The sequence below is a fragment of the Arthrobacter globiformis genome, assembly GCF_046536215.2.
Lineage (GTDB): Bacteria > Actinomycetota > Actinomycetes > Actinomycetales > Micrococcaceae > Arthrobacter > Arthrobacter globiformis_E.
The window spans coordinates 3,278,139-3,294,009 of record NZ_CM143421.1 but is presented as its reverse complement, the minus strand read 5'-3'; the positions used below and the strand labels follow the sequence as shown (position 1 = coordinate 3,294,009).

General features: G+C 68.1%; 15 protein-coding genes. 8 read left to right on the top strand and 7 right to left on the bottom strand.

Annotation, left to right across the window (positions count from 1 at the left end; translation table 11 throughout):
* The first annotated feature begins 123 nt into the window (after positions 1 to 123).
* The 5 genes from R5O87_RS14840 to R5O87_RS14820 all read left to right on the top strand — a co-directional run bounded on the left by R5O87_RS14840 (position 124) and on the right by R5O87_RS14820 (position 5,509).
* A complete protein-coding gene (locus R5O87_RS14840) occupies positions 124 to 1,506 on the top strand; it encodes an MBL fold metallo-hydrolase (protein ID WP_410555413.1) in 1,383 nt (460 codons plus the stop codon).
* A 51-nt stretch (positions 1,507 to 1,557) separates the two neighbouring features.
* Complete coding sequence (locus R5O87_RS14835; RefSeq protein ID WP_410555412.1) at positions 1,558 to 2,070, top strand: universal stress protein; 513 nt, start codon at positions 1,558 to 1,560, stop codon at positions 2,068 to 2,070.
* 129 nt (positions 2,071 to 2,199) lie between these two features.
* On the top strand, positions 2,200 to 3,516 hold the full coding sequence (locus R5O87_RS14830; protein ID WP_410555411.1) for an ATP-binding protein: 1,317 nt from the start codon (positions 2,200 to 2,202) through the stop codon (positions 3,514 to 3,516).
* A 121-nt stretch (positions 3,517 to 3,637) separates the two neighbouring features.
* On the top strand, positions 3,638 to 4,255 hold the full coding sequence (locus R5O87_RS14825; RefSeq protein ID WP_410555410.1) for a transmembrane-type terpene cyclase: 618 nt from the start codon (positions 3,638 to 3,640) through the stop codon (positions 4,253 to 4,255).
* A 3-nt stretch (positions 4,256 to 4,258) separates the two neighbouring features.
* Positions 4,259 to 5,509 (top strand): low temperature requirement protein A, encoded by a 1,251-nt coding sequence (locus tag R5O87_RS14820; RefSeq protein ID WP_410555408.1) that lies wholly within the window; start codon positions 4,259 to 4,261, stop codon positions 5,507 to 5,509.
* Between the two features lie 8 nt (positions 5,510 to 5,517).
* Here the strand turns inward: R5O87_RS14820 and gluQRS are convergent, their stop codons facing one another.
* Positions 5,518 to 6,399 (bottom strand): tRNA glutamyl-Q(34) synthetase GluQRS, encoded by an 882-nt coding sequence (gluQRS, locus tag R5O87_RS14815; RefSeq protein WP_410555407.1) that lies wholly within the window; start codon positions 6,397 to 6,399, stop codon positions 5,518 to 5,520.
* Between the two features lie 373 nt (positions 6,400 to 6,772).
* Between gluQRS and R5O87_RS14810 the strand changes: the two genes are divergently transcribed.
* Both R5O87_RS14810 and R5O87_RS14805 read left to right on the top strand, forming a co-directional pair.
* On the top strand, positions 6,773 to 7,231 hold the full coding sequence (locus R5O87_RS14810) for an Lrp/AsnC family transcriptional regulator (RefSeq protein WP_410555424.1): 459 nt from the start codon (positions 6,773 to 6,775) through the stop codon (positions 7,229 to 7,231).
* Between the two features lie 186 nt (positions 7,232 to 7,417).
* A complete protein-coding gene (locus tag R5O87_RS14805; RefSeq protein ID WP_410555406.1) occupies positions 7,418 to 10,132 on the top strand; it encodes an FG-GAP repeat domain-containing protein in 2,715 nt (904 codons plus the stop codon).
* Positions 10,133 to 10,251: 119 nt separating this feature from the next.
* Here R5O87_RS14805 and R5O87_RS14800 read toward each other — a convergent pair whose 3' ends face one another.
* A complete protein-coding gene (locus R5O87_RS14800; protein WP_410555405.1) occupies positions 10,252 to 10,707 on the bottom strand; it encodes an Lrp/AsnC family transcriptional regulator in 456 nt (151 codons plus the stop codon).
* Between the two features lie 104 nt (positions 10,708 to 10,811).
* Between R5O87_RS14800 and R5O87_RS14795 the strand changes: the two genes are divergently transcribed.
* The gene (locus R5O87_RS14795) at positions 10,812 to 11,459 is read left to right on the top strand and encodes a LysE family translocator (RefSeq protein ID WP_410555404.1); all 648 of its coding nucleotides are present in this window, start codon (positions 10,812 to 10,814) and stop codon (positions 11,457 to 11,459) included.
* 27 nt (positions 11,460 to 11,486) lie between these two features.
* On the opposite strand, the gene R5O87_RS14790 is transcribed toward R5O87_RS14795, so the two are convergent.
* The 5 genes from R5O87_RS14790 to R5O87_RS14770 form a co-directional block, all read right to left on the bottom strand.
* A complete protein-coding gene (locus R5O87_RS14790; protein ID WP_410555403.1) occupies positions 11,487 to 11,846 on the bottom strand; it encodes a nuclear transport factor 2 family protein in 360 nt (119 codons plus the stop codon).
* Positions 11,847 to 11,949: 103 nt separating this feature from the next.
* Positions 11,950 to 12,912, bottom strand: coding sequence for a tetratricopeptide repeat protein (locus tag R5O87_RS14785; protein WP_410555402.1), 963 nt, complete (start codon positions 12,910 to 12,912; stop codon positions 11,950 to 11,952).
* 26 nt (positions 12,913 to 12,938) lie between these two features.
* A complete protein-coding gene (locus R5O87_RS14780; protein ID WP_410555401.1) occupies positions 12,939 to 13,442 on the bottom strand; it encodes a DUF456 domain-containing protein in 504 nt (167 codons plus the stop codon).
* A 90-nt stretch (positions 13,443 to 13,532) separates the two neighbouring features.
* Positions 13,533 to 14,738: an NAD(P)-dependent malic enzyme gene (locus tag R5O87_RS14775; RefSeq protein WP_410555400.1), complete on the bottom strand. Its 1,206-nt coding sequence runs from the start codon at positions 14,736 to 14,738 to the stop codon at positions 13,533 to 13,535.
* Between the two features lie 288 nt (positions 14,739 to 15,026).
* On the bottom strand, positions 15,027 to 15,608 hold the full coding sequence (locus R5O87_RS14770; RefSeq protein WP_410555399.1) for a TetR/AcrR family transcriptional regulator: 582 nt from the start codon (positions 15,606 to 15,608) through the stop codon (positions 15,027 to 15,029).
* Positions 15,609 to 15,871: the final 263 nt, after the last annotated feature.

Genomic DNA, 15,871 nt, shown 5'->3' with positions numbered 1-15,871 from the left:
GCAGAACTGCCCTTCTCCCGGCCAGGCAGACCCCTTCTGCCACTAATCGGCCTACCATGGAGGCATCCGGGGCGAGGCCCGCGATGAGCGGCGCCTCTCCGGTGCGTCGAAGGGGCCCGGCCAATGGACGTCGTTGTCATCGAAACCCCGCAGCTCGGGGACCGCAGCTACCTGGTCCATGACGGCCGCGTGGCGCTGGTGGTCGATGCCCAGCGGGACACGGACCGGATCGAGGCGGCCGCCAAGAAGGCCGGGGTGCAGATCACCCACGTGGCGGAAACCCACGTCCACAACGACTACCTCACCGGCGGCCTGATCCTCGCCCGCGAGCACGGTGCCAGGTACCTGGTGAACGCCGCGGACCAGGTGGCCTACGAGCGCGAGCCGGTTGAGGACGGCCAGACCCTGCAGATCGGGACGCTCACGCTCCGCGCCGTGGCCACTCCCGGGCACACCCACACGCACCTGTCCTACATCGTCACGGACGGACGGGCCCGGGCCGTGTTTTCCGGCGGCAGCCTGCTCTTCGGCTCCGTGGGCCGCACCGATCTCCTCGGCCCCGAAGACACCGCCGGGCTGACCAGGGACCAGTACGCATCCGTCCACCGCCTCGCCGACGAAGCCGGACCGGATGCCGCGCTCTACCCCACCCACGGGTTCGGCTCGTTCTGCTCGATCGGGCCAGCCACGCGCGCGGAGGCGTCAACCATTGCGGAGCAGCGGGAGACCAACCACGCACTGGCTGACCCGGACCCGGAGCACTTCGCGGCCGAACTCATGGCCAACCTCTCCGCCTACCCTTCCTATTACGCCCACATGGCCCCCATCAACATGACCGGCCCCGAACCGGCGGACCTGAGCCTGCCGGAGTCACCCGGCGCCGGTGAACTGGCGGAGCGGCTGGCGAGGGGCGAGTGGGTGGTTGACCTGCGCCACCGCGTGCTGTTCGCCAGCAACCACCTGCAGGGCACCGTCAGCTTCGAATACGGCTCGGGGCGTAGCTTCAGTTCCTACCTCGGCTGGGTCCTGCCCTGGGGTGAGAAGCTGACACTGGTCGGCAGCAGCGAGGACCTCCAAAACGCCATCCGGGACCTTTCCCGCATCGGCATCGACCGCCCCGACGCCGCGGTGGGAACAGAACCCGGCGAACTCTCCCCGGGAGCCCCGGTCGCCTCCTACCCCCGGGCGGGCTGGCCCGCCGTCGTCCATGAAAAGCCCGACGGCGATCCCGTACTGGACGTACGGCGCGCAGACGAGTTCGCGTCCTCCCACGTTGCGGGCGCCATCAACGTTCCGCTGCACGAGCTGCTGGACCGTTTGGGCGAACTGCCTCAGGGGTGCCTTTGGGTGCACTGCGCCACCGGTTACCGCGCCGGCGTCGCGGCGAGCCTGCTGCAGCGGGCGGGGCGGGATGTGGTGCAGATCGATGCCAGGTTCCGGGACGCCGCGGCCGCCGGGGTGGCCCTGCAGATGCAGCCGCTGCAGCGGCGGTGGCCGTATCCGTGACCGGGGCGTCCGGTTCAAGTTGCAAAGTCGAGGGTGCAAAGGAGAACAGCGATGGATGCTGAAGGCAAAGTGGTTGTGGGCGTGGACGGCTCGGACTCCTCGGTGGAGGCCCTCCGGCTGGCGGCCCGGCTGGCACCGAGCCTGGGCGCCCGCGTCCATGCCGTGGCGTGCTGGCATTTCCCGGAGATGTACGCCGGGTACATCCCCCCGGATTTCGAGGCGTTCGAAACCTCCGCCGCCAACAGCCTGGCCCAGTCCATCGAGAAGGCATTCGGGCCGGACGTCCCGGAGACCCTGACCAGTGAACTCGTGCGGGGACCGGCGCCGGCCAAGCTGGTGGAGGCGGCCGCCGGCGCGGCGATGCTGGTGGTGGGACGCAGGGGCCACGGCGGATTCATGGGCCTGCACCTCGGCTCGGTCAGCACCGCGTGCGTGGCGCATGCCGAATGCCCGGTCCTGGTGGTCCACACCAAGGATGACAACCACCGCAACCACCACTTTCGGAGGGGTGCCGCATCCAGGGACGCGGGCAGGGACGCCGCCAAAGACGCCGCGAACAGCTGACAGCCCGCGTAACGCAACGCACCTGCAACCCCGTGCCGGCGCGCCATCGCCTATGCTCGCCTCAGCAGCCCTAAAGCAAAACCAGGCAGCGCAGAACTGGCTCAACGTCGAACCACGGGAGAGAACCTCATGACCAACTGGCGGATCCGGGACTTCCACTCCGCGGACCTTGACGGCATCCTGCACCTTTGGGAATCGCTGAAGGCCACCAACGTCGAGCCGGTCTATGCCCTCTCCGAGGTGCTGGCCTCCTGCGAAAAGGACCACGCCGTGGTGGCGGTGCTTGGCGACCAGGTGGTGGGCGCCGCCGTCGGACGCGCCGCGCATGACCAGGGCTGGGTGGTGTTCCTGGCCACGCTGCCCGAATTCCGCGGCCGGGGCATCGGCACGTCCCTGCTGGCCGCCGTCGAAAACCGGATGGCGCCGCACGGGCTGAACAAACTGTCCGCCCTGATGCCCGAGCTGGAGACCCGGGTGGAGGCCTTCCTTAGCCGCGGCTTCGTGCTCAAGAAAAACCTGCGCTACTTCGAGCGGACCATCCCCGTGCAGCGGCAGGAACTCGAGCCGCTGGGCCTGCTCGGCGGCCGCATCCTGGCCCGGGACCTGTGGGAAAACGTGGCCGGCATGCGCCGCGAGAAGGAACTCCTGGAACGCCGGCTGGTCCTGCCGCTGGCCGAGGCCGACCTCGCAGACGAATTCGGCGTGGTCCCGCCGCGCGCCGTGGTCCTGTTCGGGCCGCCCGGCACCGGCAAAACCACCTTCGCCAAGGCCATCGCCTCCCGGCTGGAGTGGCCCTTCGTGGAGGTCTTTCCCTCCCGCCTCGCCGCCGACCCCATGGGCCTGGCCGGCGCGCTCCGGGAGACGTTCCTCGAAATCTCCGAACTCGAGCATGCCGTCGTGTTCATCGACGAGGTGGAGGAGATCGCCTCCCAGCGCGCCGGGGACCCGCCCTCCCCTTTGCAGGGCGTCACCAACGAGCTGCTCAAGATCATCCCGGCCTTCCGCGAACAGCCCGGTCGCCTGCTGGTCTGTGCCACCAACTTCATCCGCGCCCTGGACTCCGCGTTCCTGCGGCACGGCCGGTTCGACTACGTCATCCCCATCGGCCTGCCCGACCGGCAGGCCCGCGAAGCGATGTGGCAGCGCTTCATCCCCGCCGCCGTCGTGGACAACGTGGACGTGGAGCAACTGGTGGACCGCACCGAGGGCTTCTCCCCGGCGGACATCGAGTTCGCCGCCCGCAGCGCCTCACAGCGTGCGCTGGAAAAAGCGGTGTACGACGACGGCGGGCTGGCGTCCGGGGGCGGCGTTTCCGTCCGTGAGGCGGTCCGGAAAGGCCCCGCCACGCAGGACTACCTCGACGCCATCGCGGACACCCGCACCACCGTCAGCGACGAGGTCCACCAGGAGTTCCTCGAGGACATCGACGCCCTCGGCCGCGTTTAGCCCCAGCCGTGCCCTTAAAGCAACGTGGGGTCAGATATCGCCCAATCGGGGGCCCGCATTGGGCGATATCTGACCCCGCGTTGCAGTCATTGCCGAGACCATTGCCGAGTCGAGGAGAGCCGTGATCCTGTTTCTGACGATCGTCAGCGGCGTGGCGTGGACCGTCGTGTACGCCGAGGCGATCCGGCTGGGCTTCCGGCAGCGCACCTATGCCATCCCGGCGGCGGCCCTGGCACTCAACTTCGCCTGGGAGGCCATCTACGCCTTGCGGTCCGTGGCCACGGGAGTATCGGCGCAGGGCGTCTTCAATATCGTGTGGGGCCTGGCGGACGTCCTCATCGTCTACACCTTCCTCAGGTTCGGGCGGGCCGAGCTGCCGTCCTGGGTCACGCGGCCGCTCTTCCTGGCCTGGGCGGTGCTGCTGGGCGCCACGTCGTTCGCGGTGCAGCTGCTGTTCGTGGCTGAATTTGGCTGGGACGACGCCACCAAGTACGCCGCGTTCCTGCAGAACCTGCTGATGTCCGGCCTGTTCATCGCGATGTTCGTCTCGCGCGGAGGCGCCCGGGGCCAGTCACTCGTCATCGCCGTGGCCAAGTGGATCGGCACCCTTGCCCCCACGATCGTCTACGGCGGATACGGAAACTCGCCCCTGATCCTGGGGCTCGGAACGCTGTGCAGCGTGTTCGACCTTGCATACATTGCCCTGCTCTGGCGGGCGGGTAGACGCGCTACTGTTTGAAGCATGCCCTCAAATCCCCTCCGGCACGCCGTGGCGCGCATGGGCGGCCGTGATCCGCACCAGCCGCACCGGACGGCCACCCCTCTGGAGCTCTTCTTCGACCTGACCTTCGTGATCGCCTTCGGCGTGGCCGGCAGCCAGTTCGCGCACGAGATCGCGGAGGCACACTTCGCCGCCGGGCTGCTCGGTTTTTCCTTCGCGATGTTTGCCGTGATCTGGGCCTGGATCAACTTCACCTGGTTCGCCAGCGCCTACGACACCGACGACTGGGTGTTCCGCGTGGTCACCATGGTCCAGCTGGTGGGCGTCCTCATCCTGGCCATGGGGATCGAGCCCATGTTCCACTCCCTCGTGGAGGGGAAGCACGTGGACAACACCGTCATCGTGGGCGGCTACATCATCATGCGGCTGGCCCTGATCTCCCAGTGGCTGCGGGCCGCCCGGCAGGACCCGGCCCGGCGGAAGACCTGCCTGCGCTACGCCGGATACCTGGCCGTGGTCCAGCTGGGATGGATCGCGGTGCTGTTCATCCAAGCGGACGTGCCCACCACGTTCCTGATGATTGCGCCGCTGTATGTGCTGGAACTGGCCACCCCCTATGTGGCCGAGCGGAATGCCACCACCCCCTGGCACGCCCACCACATCGCCGAACGCTACGGCCTGCTGGCCATCATTGCGCTCGGCGAATGCCTGATCGGCGCCGTCGAGACACTCCGGGCCATCGTGGCCAACCACGGCTGGTCGGTCGATGCCGCCCTGGTGGGTTTCGGCGGCAGCGCACTGGCCTTCGGGATGTGGTGGATCTACTTCATCCTGCCCGCCGGCCGGGCCCTGCACCTGCAGCGGCACCGCTCCTACTTCTTCGGCTACGGCCACATCCCCGTCTTCGCCGCGATCGCCGCCACGGGTGCTGGCCTGCATGTCGCCGCGTACTTCATCGACCATGCCGCGCACATCAGCGCCGCCGTCGCCGTCGCCAGCATCGCTGTTCCCGTCGCGGTCTTCAAGGTTTCGCTCACGGCACTCTTCAGCGTCATGACGTGCGTCGACCGCACACTCATCGCCGTCACCACCGGGGTGGTGGCTGTGCTCGCCGGGGCCGTGGCTCTGGCGGCGGCGGGCACCTCTGTTCCCGTCTGCCTGCTCATCATCGTGGGCGCACTCGGGACCTCCATCGTCATCGATGAACGGCGGAGTACGGACCTGCTCCACTCGGCGCTGGAGAAGCTGGAGCAGCGGGCCAAAAGCGCCTGACACGGCAGCTACGCCCCGGGCCACACCCACGGGTCACGCGGCAGGCCGGCAGGCGAAAAGGCCGCAAGGGCGGCGTCCAGGGAAGCCGCGGGAAGGCCCAGTGACTCCAGGATCGTGCGCTGCACGGCCTCTGCGGAGAGTCCGACGTCGGCCAGGTCACCCAGGGTGACCGCACCGTCACGCTTGGCCAGCCGGGCGCCGTCAGCGTTGACCACCAGCGGGACGTGCGCATATTCCGGAACGGGCATATTCAGTAGGGAGGCGAGATATGCCTGCCGGGGCGTGGACGGCAGGAGATCGTCACCGCGGACCACCTGGTCTATGCCCTGTTCGGCATCGTCCACGACGACGGCCAGGTTGTAGGCGGTCACGCCGTCATTCCGGCGCAGGACGAAGTCATCCACCACTCCGGTGAACGTCCCGTGCAGGACGTCCTCGACCGTCCATTCGGCGAAGGAAGACCGCAGCCGGATCGCCGCCGGCCGGGTGGACCGCTTGAAGTCAAGCTCCGCCGCCGACAGCCCCCTGCACGTTCCGGGGTAAGCGCCCTGGGGCGCGTGCGGCGCGGATGGTGCCTCCTGGATCTCCCGGCGGGTGCAGAAGCATTCGTACGTCAGTCCGGCCGCGGCCAGCTGTCCGAGGGCCGCGGTGTACAGGGGCTCGCGGTCCGTCTGGCGCACCACCGCGCCGTCCCAGGTCACGCCGACGGCGGCCAGGTCCCGCAGCAGCGCGGCCTCGGCCCCGGTCCGTGCGCGGTCGAGGTCCTCGACGCGGAGCAGGAAACGCCGTCCGGTGGAACGGGCAAAAAGCCAGGCCAGGATCGCCGTCCGAAGGTTCCCCACATGCAGCTCCCCGGACGGGCTGGGGGCGAAGCGGCCAGCAGAAGTCATGCCCTCCACCCTATGCTCGAACAGCACAAGAGCCCCTCAGCTACCGCGCACTCCGGGCGTTGGCCGGGAATCGGTGGCTCAGGGGCTCTTGCCGTGCCTGCCCCGGACGGAACTCCGCCAAGGAAATCGAGGCACTTCCTGCAGAAAGACGAATGTGTGAACAAGTGTCAATCAGCGGCTGCCTCCTTGCGGGAAGCGTGGTCCAGGAGGCCGGGTGGTGTGCCGGGAGCCTGTAGCCTGCCGGCTTCGGGGGTAACCGTCGCCTGCGTTGCCACTATCTGAGCAGGAGACCTACAGTAGGCGCAACGGGCACGGCAGGGACTGGTCAATCTGACCGGTCCTGCACCCGGAAATACGACAGGAAGTGATCAGATTGCAGCAGCTCGACGCCACGGACCGGCGGATCCTTGCCGCCCTGGACGAGGATCCACGGCTGCCCATCATGGTCCTGGCCCAGCGGCTGGGCCTGGCGCGCGGAACTGTACAGTCGCGCCTGGAACGGATGACGGCGTCGGGCGCTCTCCGGCCCAACAGCAGCCGAGTGCTACCGTCGGCCCTGGGCCGCGGCGTTGCCGCCGCTGTCAGCGCCGAACTGGACCAGAGCCACCTCAACGAGGCCATCGCCGCGCTGCGCGAGATCCCCGAGGTGCTGGAATGCCATGCCCCGGCCGGCGACACGGACCTGCTGATCCGGGTGGTGGCCACGAGTCCTGATGACCTGTACCGGGTTTCCGAGGAGATCCGGCTGTGCCCTGGCATCGTGCGGACGTCCACCAGCATGTTCCTGCGCGAGGTGATTCCCTACCGCACCACGGGCCTTCTAGGGCACTGATTCCGGCCCTCCGGAGCGGCGCTCCGATATTGCGCAAATCATTGGGGAAAACTGCGGATATTCCGGCGGCTGTCCTGCGGTGGCAACTGTAACCTGATTCAGCATCTGCCGCGGCGCTGGGCAACGCAGCGGGTGCAGTGTTCACTCAGGGTCTCCGCCGGGGGGTCGGTCTCAATAAGGAACTCAATGCGCTCTTTTTCCCGTTCAATCGCGTCCGTCACCGGCCTGCTGGTGTTCGCCGCGGGCCTCGTCTCTCTTCCCGCCACCGCGATGGCAGCCACAGATCCTGCCGGCAACGGCACGTCACTGCCCGTCGACTCGAGTGACGAACGGGTGCACCACGGATACGAAACGGCGCCGGGCGTGCCGGCGGACGGGCCGCCCTCCGGGCTTGCCCTGCAGACCGAGGCCGGCGGAACGGCCGCAGCTGCGCTCAGCGTCAAGGTCGTCGTCGCCACACTGCTGGACAACAAGGCCGTGGTTCCCATGGCCCAGGCCGAAGCAGCCGTGACGGCATCCAGCAATTACTGGAAGGCGATGTCCGGCGGCCGGATCTCCATGACCGTGACCGAACGCGCCACGCTGGCGTCCAAGACGGCGAGGTCGACGGACTCCTACTACGACATGATCAACAAGATCACCACCGAGCTGAAGTGGACCTACGGCGCCAACAAGGGCCTGGTGATCTTCGTCCCCAGCGCCACGCTCTCCGGCGGTGCCCTCGGCGCCGGCTTCAGCAGCACCGGCAACAGCGGGCGGGTCCTGATGCCGCAGATCAGCGGCTTCACCAACAGCGTGATCGCCCACGAGTTCGGCCATGTCCTCGGATCCATGCACGCCGACGCCCTGCAGTGCAGCAGCGGCATTTCGGACGTGGGCACCACGAGCACCGGGCAGTTCGCCGACTCCTCCTGCTACATCCGCGAATACGGCGACAGCACCGACATCATGGGCCTGTCCAGCTACAACATGCCGGTGATCAGCTCGCCGTTCTGGGATTCCAAGGGCCTGGGCGCAGCCACCGACATCCGCGACCTCGGCGTGGCATCCGGTGTGAAGAGCTACACGCTGAAGCCCTGGGGTGACACCACGCTGCCCTACCGCGCGGTGAAGTTCACCGACCCGGTCAGCAGGGAGGTCTACTACCTGGAGCTCCGCCAGCCCGCCGGGTACGACGCCTACCTTGCCAGCGGTCCCGCCGGCAACCGGGGCGTGAAGGTGGTCCAGCGGGGCGGCGCCACCCCCTCGTCCTCGCTGGTGCTGATGCCCTCCACCGTTCCGTTCACCGGCTACTACGCCACCAACCACTCCTGGCAGGCCGGCAGCACGTTCATCACGCATGCCGGCACCCGCGTCACGGTCAATGCCGTCACCGCCACCTCGGCCACCGTCACCATCGACGCCGACCTCGCCCTGCACACCAGGATCCAGTTCTCGGCCGGCGACTTCAACGGCGACGGCAAGGCGGACATGATCTCCCGCGAGGCGGACGGTTCACTCCTGCTGCTCCCCGGCCTCGGCGGAAACAAGCTCGGAACCGCCGTGAAGATCGGAACGGGCTGGAACGGCTTCAACATGGTCTTCGGGAACGGCGACTTCGACGGCGACGGGAAGACGGACCTCATTGCCCGGACGTCCAACGGGGCGCTGTGGCTGTACCCGGGCAGCGGCACCGGCGGCTTCCAGGCCCGCAAGCAGATCGGCGTGGGCTGGGACGGCTTCAAGCGCATCATCGCCCCCGGTGACTTCAACGGCGACAGGCGGGCCGACCTGCTGGCCATGCGCGCCGACGGAACGCTGTGGCTGTACCCCGGCAACGGAACCGGCGGGTTCCTGGCGGCCAAACAGGTCGGCTCCGGCTGGCAGAGCTTCACCGCCATCACCGCAGCGGGAGGGCTCGGCACGGGCCCTGGCCTGCTCGCCCGCTCCAGCACCGGGACCGTGTACCTGTACCCGGGCAACGGGACCGGGGGCTTCCTTACGCGCAGCACGCTGGCCACCGGCTGGGCCAGCACGGACCTGATCGCCGGCCAGGACTTCACCTCCGACGGGCTCACGGACATCCTGTCCGCCAGCACCAGCGGTGCGATCACCGCGTACGCGGGCAACGGCGTCGGCGGTTTTGCGACCAAGCTGAAGATCGGCACCGGCTGGGCCGGGTTCAGCCAGGTCTGGGAAGCCGGCGATTATGACGGCGACGGCAAGCCCGACATCCTGGCCCGCACGGCCCAGGGCGTCCTGCGGCTCTACTCCGGCAACGGATCGGGCGGGTTCCGCACGTCCCGGCAGCTCGGCACGGGATGGCAGGTCTTCGACCAGGTGGTCTCCGCTGGCAACTTCAACGGCGCAGGCGGCCCCGACCTCCTGGCCCGGAAGCCTGACGGTTCGCTCTGGCTCTACCCCACCAACGGAACGGGTCTCTTCCAGGCACCGAAGAAGATCGGCACCGGCTGGCAGGCCTTCGCGCGGATCATCGCCCCCGGCGACTTCTCCGGGGACGGCAAGATGGACATCATTGCTCAGGAGCCGGACGGCAGGCTGTGGCTCTACCCCGGCAACGGGACGGGCGCCTTCCTGGCCCGGAAGCAGATCGGTTCCGGCTGGGCAAGCTTCACCCAGGTGGTTGCCGGCAACGACTTCAACGGCGACGGAAAGGCCGACCTGATGGCCCGCGCGTCGGACGGCACGCTCTGGCTCTACCCGGGCAGCGGCGCCTCCGGCTTCCTCGCCCGCACGCAGCTCGGCACGGGCTGGAACGCCTACACCACCATCGCGAGCGTGGGGCGCTTCGCCGGAACGGGCAACCCGAACGTCGTTTCCGTGTCGGCTGACGGAGCGCTCTGGCTCCACACCGGCACCGGGAACGGCGCCTTCCAGAACGTCGTGCTGAACCCCCGCTGAGCACGGGGAGACAGTCCAGCGCGAGCGGACACCTGAGGCCCCTGATCCATGCGGATCGGGGGCCTCAAGTGTTCGTTCGCGCCGTTTGTTTTAAGGACGTACGACGGCGGGCGGCCGGCTCAGACGGGCGGGCCGGCGTTCGACTTCAGGTTCTTCATCACCAGGGTTGAGGTCAGCCGTTCCACGCCCGGAAGGACTGTCAGCTCGCTGTCGTAAAAGCGCTGGTACGAGGGCAGGTCTTCCGCGATCACCTTGAGCAGGTAGTCCGGGGAACCGAACAGCCGCTGCGCCTCCACGATGTTCGGGTTCTCCGCCACCCGGTTCTCAAAGATCTCCATGGTGGGGCGGTCCACCTGCCGCAGGGTCACGAAGACAATCGCCTCAAAACCCAGCCCGACGGCGGCCGGGTCGATGTCCGCTTTATAGCCGCGGATCACGCCGGACTGCTCAAGGTCGCGGAGCCGCCGGTGGCACGGCGCCACGGTCAGGCCCACCTTCGCTGCCAGTGCCGTGGCAGTCATTCTGCCGTCTTCCTTCAGGTAGCGCAAAATACTTCTGTCGATATGATCGATCACGCAAAAATCTTACTCCCAGGGCCGCGATCCGCGCGAAATTTTGAGAGCACATCTGGCGCCATTTTGCCTAGGCTTTTCTTACCGCCAAACACGCAGGAGCCCGCATGAATCCCCAGTTTTTCCTCGCCTTTATCGTGGTCGCAGCCGCCCTCGCCTGCACCCCGGGAGTCGACTGGGCCTACTCCATCACAGCCGGGCTGGGCCGCCGCAGTTTCGTGCCCGCCGTCGCCGGGCTGTGCAGCGGCTACGTCCTGCACACTGTCCTCATGGTGGCCGGGCTCGCCGCCGTGCTGGCCAGCATGCCGGGCCTGCTGGGCTGGATCACGGTGGCCGGCGCCGTCTACCTGCTGTGGCTGGGAACCGTCACCATCAGGTCATGGCGCGGCGCGAGCTTCACCGCAGCGGCCGCCGCCGGTAATCCGGGGCAGAACCAGCTCCGGTCCTTCCTTCAGGGCATGGGGACCAGCGGCATCAACCCCAAGGGGCTGCTGTTCTTCCTGGCCCTGGTGCCGCAGTTCGTCAGCGCCGACGCCCCGCTGCCGGTGCCGGTGCAGTCCGGCCTGCTGGGCCTGACGTTCGTGCTGCTCGCGGCCCTCGTGTACACCTGCGTGGCCCTGCTGTCGCGGAAACTGCTGCAGTCCCGGCCGAACGCAGCCCGCAGGGTCACGCTGACCAGCGGCATCATCATGGTGCTCCTGGGTGCCGCGCTGCTCTCGGAGCAGCTGCTTCCGGCCCTCGGCAGATTCGCCTAGGGTATCCAAACGCCGGGCGGGCCTGGCTCAGACCTTTTGCTCCATGAACCACTCGGTGAAGCTGGACGCCCGCCCGCCGGAATCGAGCCGGACCACCCACAGGTTCTCGTAGCTCGGGCGGTCATCGAGGTACGTGGTGCGGCCCTGCACGAATGCGAGGTCGCCGTCGGACCCCAGCAGCGACCATTCAAACCGCCAGTCTCCGGGCTGGTCCGCCGAGCCGATCCAGCGCTCCACGATCTGTGCCCGCCCCCGCCACGGGTCGGGATCGTAGGGCCGCGTGGCGTACACGGCCTCCTTGGTGAAGAGCGCCCCGATGTCCTCGGGGGCATTGCTGGTCCACGCCGCGATGTACCTGTCCATCCACTGCCTGATTGCGTCAGTCATGGGTCCGTTGTAGCGCGGCGCCGCACCGCCCACAAGAGCGTGTACTAATCAGGAGCCGGCCGCCCGCATAGGCCCGGCGGCTGCCCGGCAGGCAGCCACTGCCTCAGTCGCCGCCGAACTGCTTCCATTTCTGTTCCCACGTCCGGCGCGCCTCGATGTCCTTGCGGATGACCTCAAAGGTTTCGAGCTCCGCCTGTTTGCCGCGCTGCCAGTCCCGGGGGTTGAGGGACTTCCGCCCGTTGTCCAGCAGGATCAGGGCGCGGTCGGTCAGGGCGTCGTTGCGCAGTGACATGCTGGTCTTCTGCCGCCGCAGGACTTCCTTGAGTGCCTGCTGGGCCTGGCTGTGGGCCCCGAGCCGGCGGAGCGAACGGGCGCGGATCAGGAGCAGCGCCGCGGAGAGGTCGTCGGCGTTCAGCAGGCCTTCCGTCCAAACCACCACCTCCTGGTCCCGGCCCAGCGCGGCGGCGAGCGCGCATCTCGCCAGCGCGGTGGGCAGCGACGGCGGCAGCCTGGCCAGTGTTTCAAAAGCCGCCTCGGTCTGCCCCGTTTCCCGGAGGGAATGCGACAGCGCAAGGAAAACCGACTCCTCGCTGAACAGCACCGGCACCACGATGCGTTCGGCAACCTCCACCCGGGTGACCACGCGCGTCAGGTAACTGGCGGCGAACTGGTTCGCCTCGTCGTCGTTCCTGATGGAAAGCCCGCGCTGCAGGAGTTCCGCGGCCCGCAGGTAGCCGCCCTGCCTGTAGGCGAGGAGACCGGCCATCACGCAGCACAGCCCGGCCCAACCGGGATAGGCGCGGCCGGCGGCAATGAGCGCGTTGGGGTCGGTGTTGGAGAAGATGGCGTCATACACAGTCCGGGCAGCCTTGCCGGGCAGCAGCTTGAGCCGCGGGACGCTGCCGTCCACGCTGATCCGGGAGTCGCCGCCGCCAAGCATTCCGTGGATGAGCCCGCCCATGCCCTCCGCTATTTCGCGCACCGGGGTGCGGACCCTGCCGCCGCCGAAGGGCGTGAGGTCGCGCGTGTCGCGGTAGATCGGTCCTGAAAACTCCCCCGCGCTCATTCCTCCATGCTAATGGCGGCCCGGAATTAAGCCGAAGCGGCGCCCACCCACACGCCCACCACCCAGGTGCTTGCGGCGAGGCAGGCCAGGCCGAACTCCGCGAGCATTCCCAGCCCGGTGGCCTTCAGGGCCGCCCAGCTGGAGCTCAGCGCCGCCCGGAAGTTCCGCGTTCGCTGGATTTCGCTGAGCAGCAGCCCGACGGCAAAGCCCACGAACAGGCCCACCACGGGAATGACGAACATGCCGGCAGTGCCCAGCACCACCCCGAGGGCGACGCTCCGGTTGGGGATCCGGTGCTCCTTCAGTTTGCGGCCGGCAAGGACGGCGCTGGCCGCCATGCCCGCCAGCACAAACACCATGCCCACGGCAAAAACTACCCAGCCGGTCACGCCTTCCCCGCCCCAAATGGCCCACGCCAGCAGGCTCAGGCCGACCAGGAAGCTGCCGGGCAGGACGGGGATGATGGTGCCGGCAACGCCAACCAGGATGGCCAGGCCGCAGAGGACGGTCACGAGGGTCTGGGCGTTCATGCCCCCAGTCTAGGGTCCGGACTTTGCCGGGAACGACGACGGCGGCGCCTCCCCAGCACGGGAGGCACCGCCGTCGGGCATTAGTTAGCCCTAGTTGGCTTCCGCTTCGACTGCCGCGGCAACCGCGGCCGTCACGGCCGGCGCAACGCGCGGGTCCAGCGGGCTGGGCACGATGTAGGACGCGGACAGCTTGTCGTCGGCCAGTTCGGCAATGGCGCGGGCCGCGGCCACCTTCATCGCCGGGGTGATGCGGCGCGCACCGGCGTCCAGGGCGCCGCGGAAGATCCCGGGGAACGCCAGGACGTTGTTGATCTGGTTGGGGAAGTCGCTGCGGCCGGTGGCCACCACGGCGGCGTACTTGGACGCGACCTCGGGCAGGACTTCCGGGTCCGGGTTGGACAGCGCGAACACGATGGAGCTGTGGTTCATCAGCTTCAGGTGCTCCTCGTCCAGCTTGGAGGAGGACACGCCCACGAAGACGTCGGCGCCCAGCAGGGCCTCCCCGGGGCCGCCGGAGATGCCGCGCGGGTTGCTGCGCTGAGCCATCTGGGCCTTCTTGCTGGCGGGGTCGGCGGTGATGTCGGCGCGCTCGGAGTTGATGACGCCGCGCGAATCCAGCAGCACCACGTCCTCGATGCCCGCGGTGAGGAGGATTTCCGCGATGGCGATGCCTGCGGCGCCGGCGCCGGAGATCACCACGCGGAGTTCTGCAAGGCCGCGGCCGGTGACCTTGGCGGCGCCGGTCAGTGCGGCGAGGACCACGACGGCGGTGCCGTGCTGGTCATCGTGCATGACGGGGCAGTCCAGGGCCTCGATGAGCTTTTCTTCCAGCTCGAAGCAGCGCGGGGCGGCGATGTCCTCGAGGTTGACGGCGCCGAAGCTGGGGCGCAGCCGGACGAGGGTCTCAACGATCTCGTCCACGTCGGTGGTGTTGAGGACCAGCGGGATGGAGTCCAGCTCACCGAAGGCCTTGAAGAGGGCGGACTTGCCCTCCATGACGGGCAGCGAGGCGCTGGCGCCGATGTTTCCCAGGCCAAGGACGGCGGTGCCGTCGCTGACGACGGCCACGAGGCGCTGGGCCCAGGTGTGGCTCTTGGCGAGCTCCGGGTCAGCGTGGATGGCGCGGCTGACCTGGGCAACGCCGGGCGTGTAGGCGATGGAGAGGTCGCGCTTGTTGCTGAGCGGAACGGTGCTGGCGATGGACAGCTTGCCGCCCTCGTGGGCAGCGAAGATTTCCTGTTCAGTCAGCTCTGCGGCTGCGCTGGTGTCGTTCGGAGCGATGGTTTCAGTGGACACGTCGTTGTCTCCTGTGGCTAGCCGTGGGCGCACGGCACAGTATGGCTCGAGCATCGGGGCTCAAGATGGTCAGGTACGCGCTTTGCTGGCGGCCCAAGGGTGCGGGTTCCGCCGGAAAGCCTGGGGAGGTGCGGGGTACTGGCCACTCCGGTAGTGCCATGTTAGACAGGACAAAGGCCCACTCAATGCCATTTGGGGCCCTCTGGGCCGAATTGGGCGCCTTTAAACCTGATTTGTGGCTCATTTCACCGTTTTTCGCGGCTTTTGTGACCTGCCGGTCTAGACCGGTTACGCGGTATTCCGCGCCAGCCGGGGTGCCGGCATCAGCAGCGTGCAGGCCTTCTTGAGATCTTCCTCCGCCTCGAACAGCGAGAGCCTGCGGCACCGCACCGCCTGGACTAGACCGGCGACCGTCAACAGCACCACCCTTGCCACGGCTGCGTCCCCGCAGACGGAGGTGACGGCGCGTTCCGCGAGGGAGTCGATCTCCCGCAGCAGTCCGGTGGTGTCCCGGTCCTTGAGGTAGACGCCCTGGCTGAGGCACTGTTCCACCGCGGGCTGCATGACACGCATGTGAAAAATTTCCATCGCCACACCCGAAAGCGCGTGGATGCGGACGGCGCCCGGACCGGTCCCCGTCTTGAACTCGCCGAGCTGGTGCCGGTAGAGGGCAAGCATCAGGTGGGTGGCGGAGGGAAAGTAACGGTACAGGGTTCCGAGGGGGACGTTGGCCTGGGCGGCAACCTCGGACAGCGTCACGGACTTGAGGCCCTTGCGGGCGAAGCCGGCAGCAACCTCCAGGATCCGGTTATAGCGGCGCTGCTGCCGGGGAAGGGTAGGTGGGGCGGCCATGGGCGGAAGATCAGGCATAGAGTCAAGCATCATCAGTCCGGAGGTTGAGATTCCTGGTGCAGTCAGGAAGAGCCCCATTCCCGGTCCTGCCGCGAGTCGCACTCAACTATACGGCACCCATCCTTTGGGTTCCCTGGGAGCCGGCCGTGCCGCCGGCGGGGGCTTACAGGCGTTAGGTCGCTTGGAGCTGTCCGTGCCATAACGCCCCGCCGAGCCTGCAAGGCCGACAATGTCAGCGGCGCGGAGTAGTCTCATCTCACTGGTCTTGTCCGGCCGCTTCA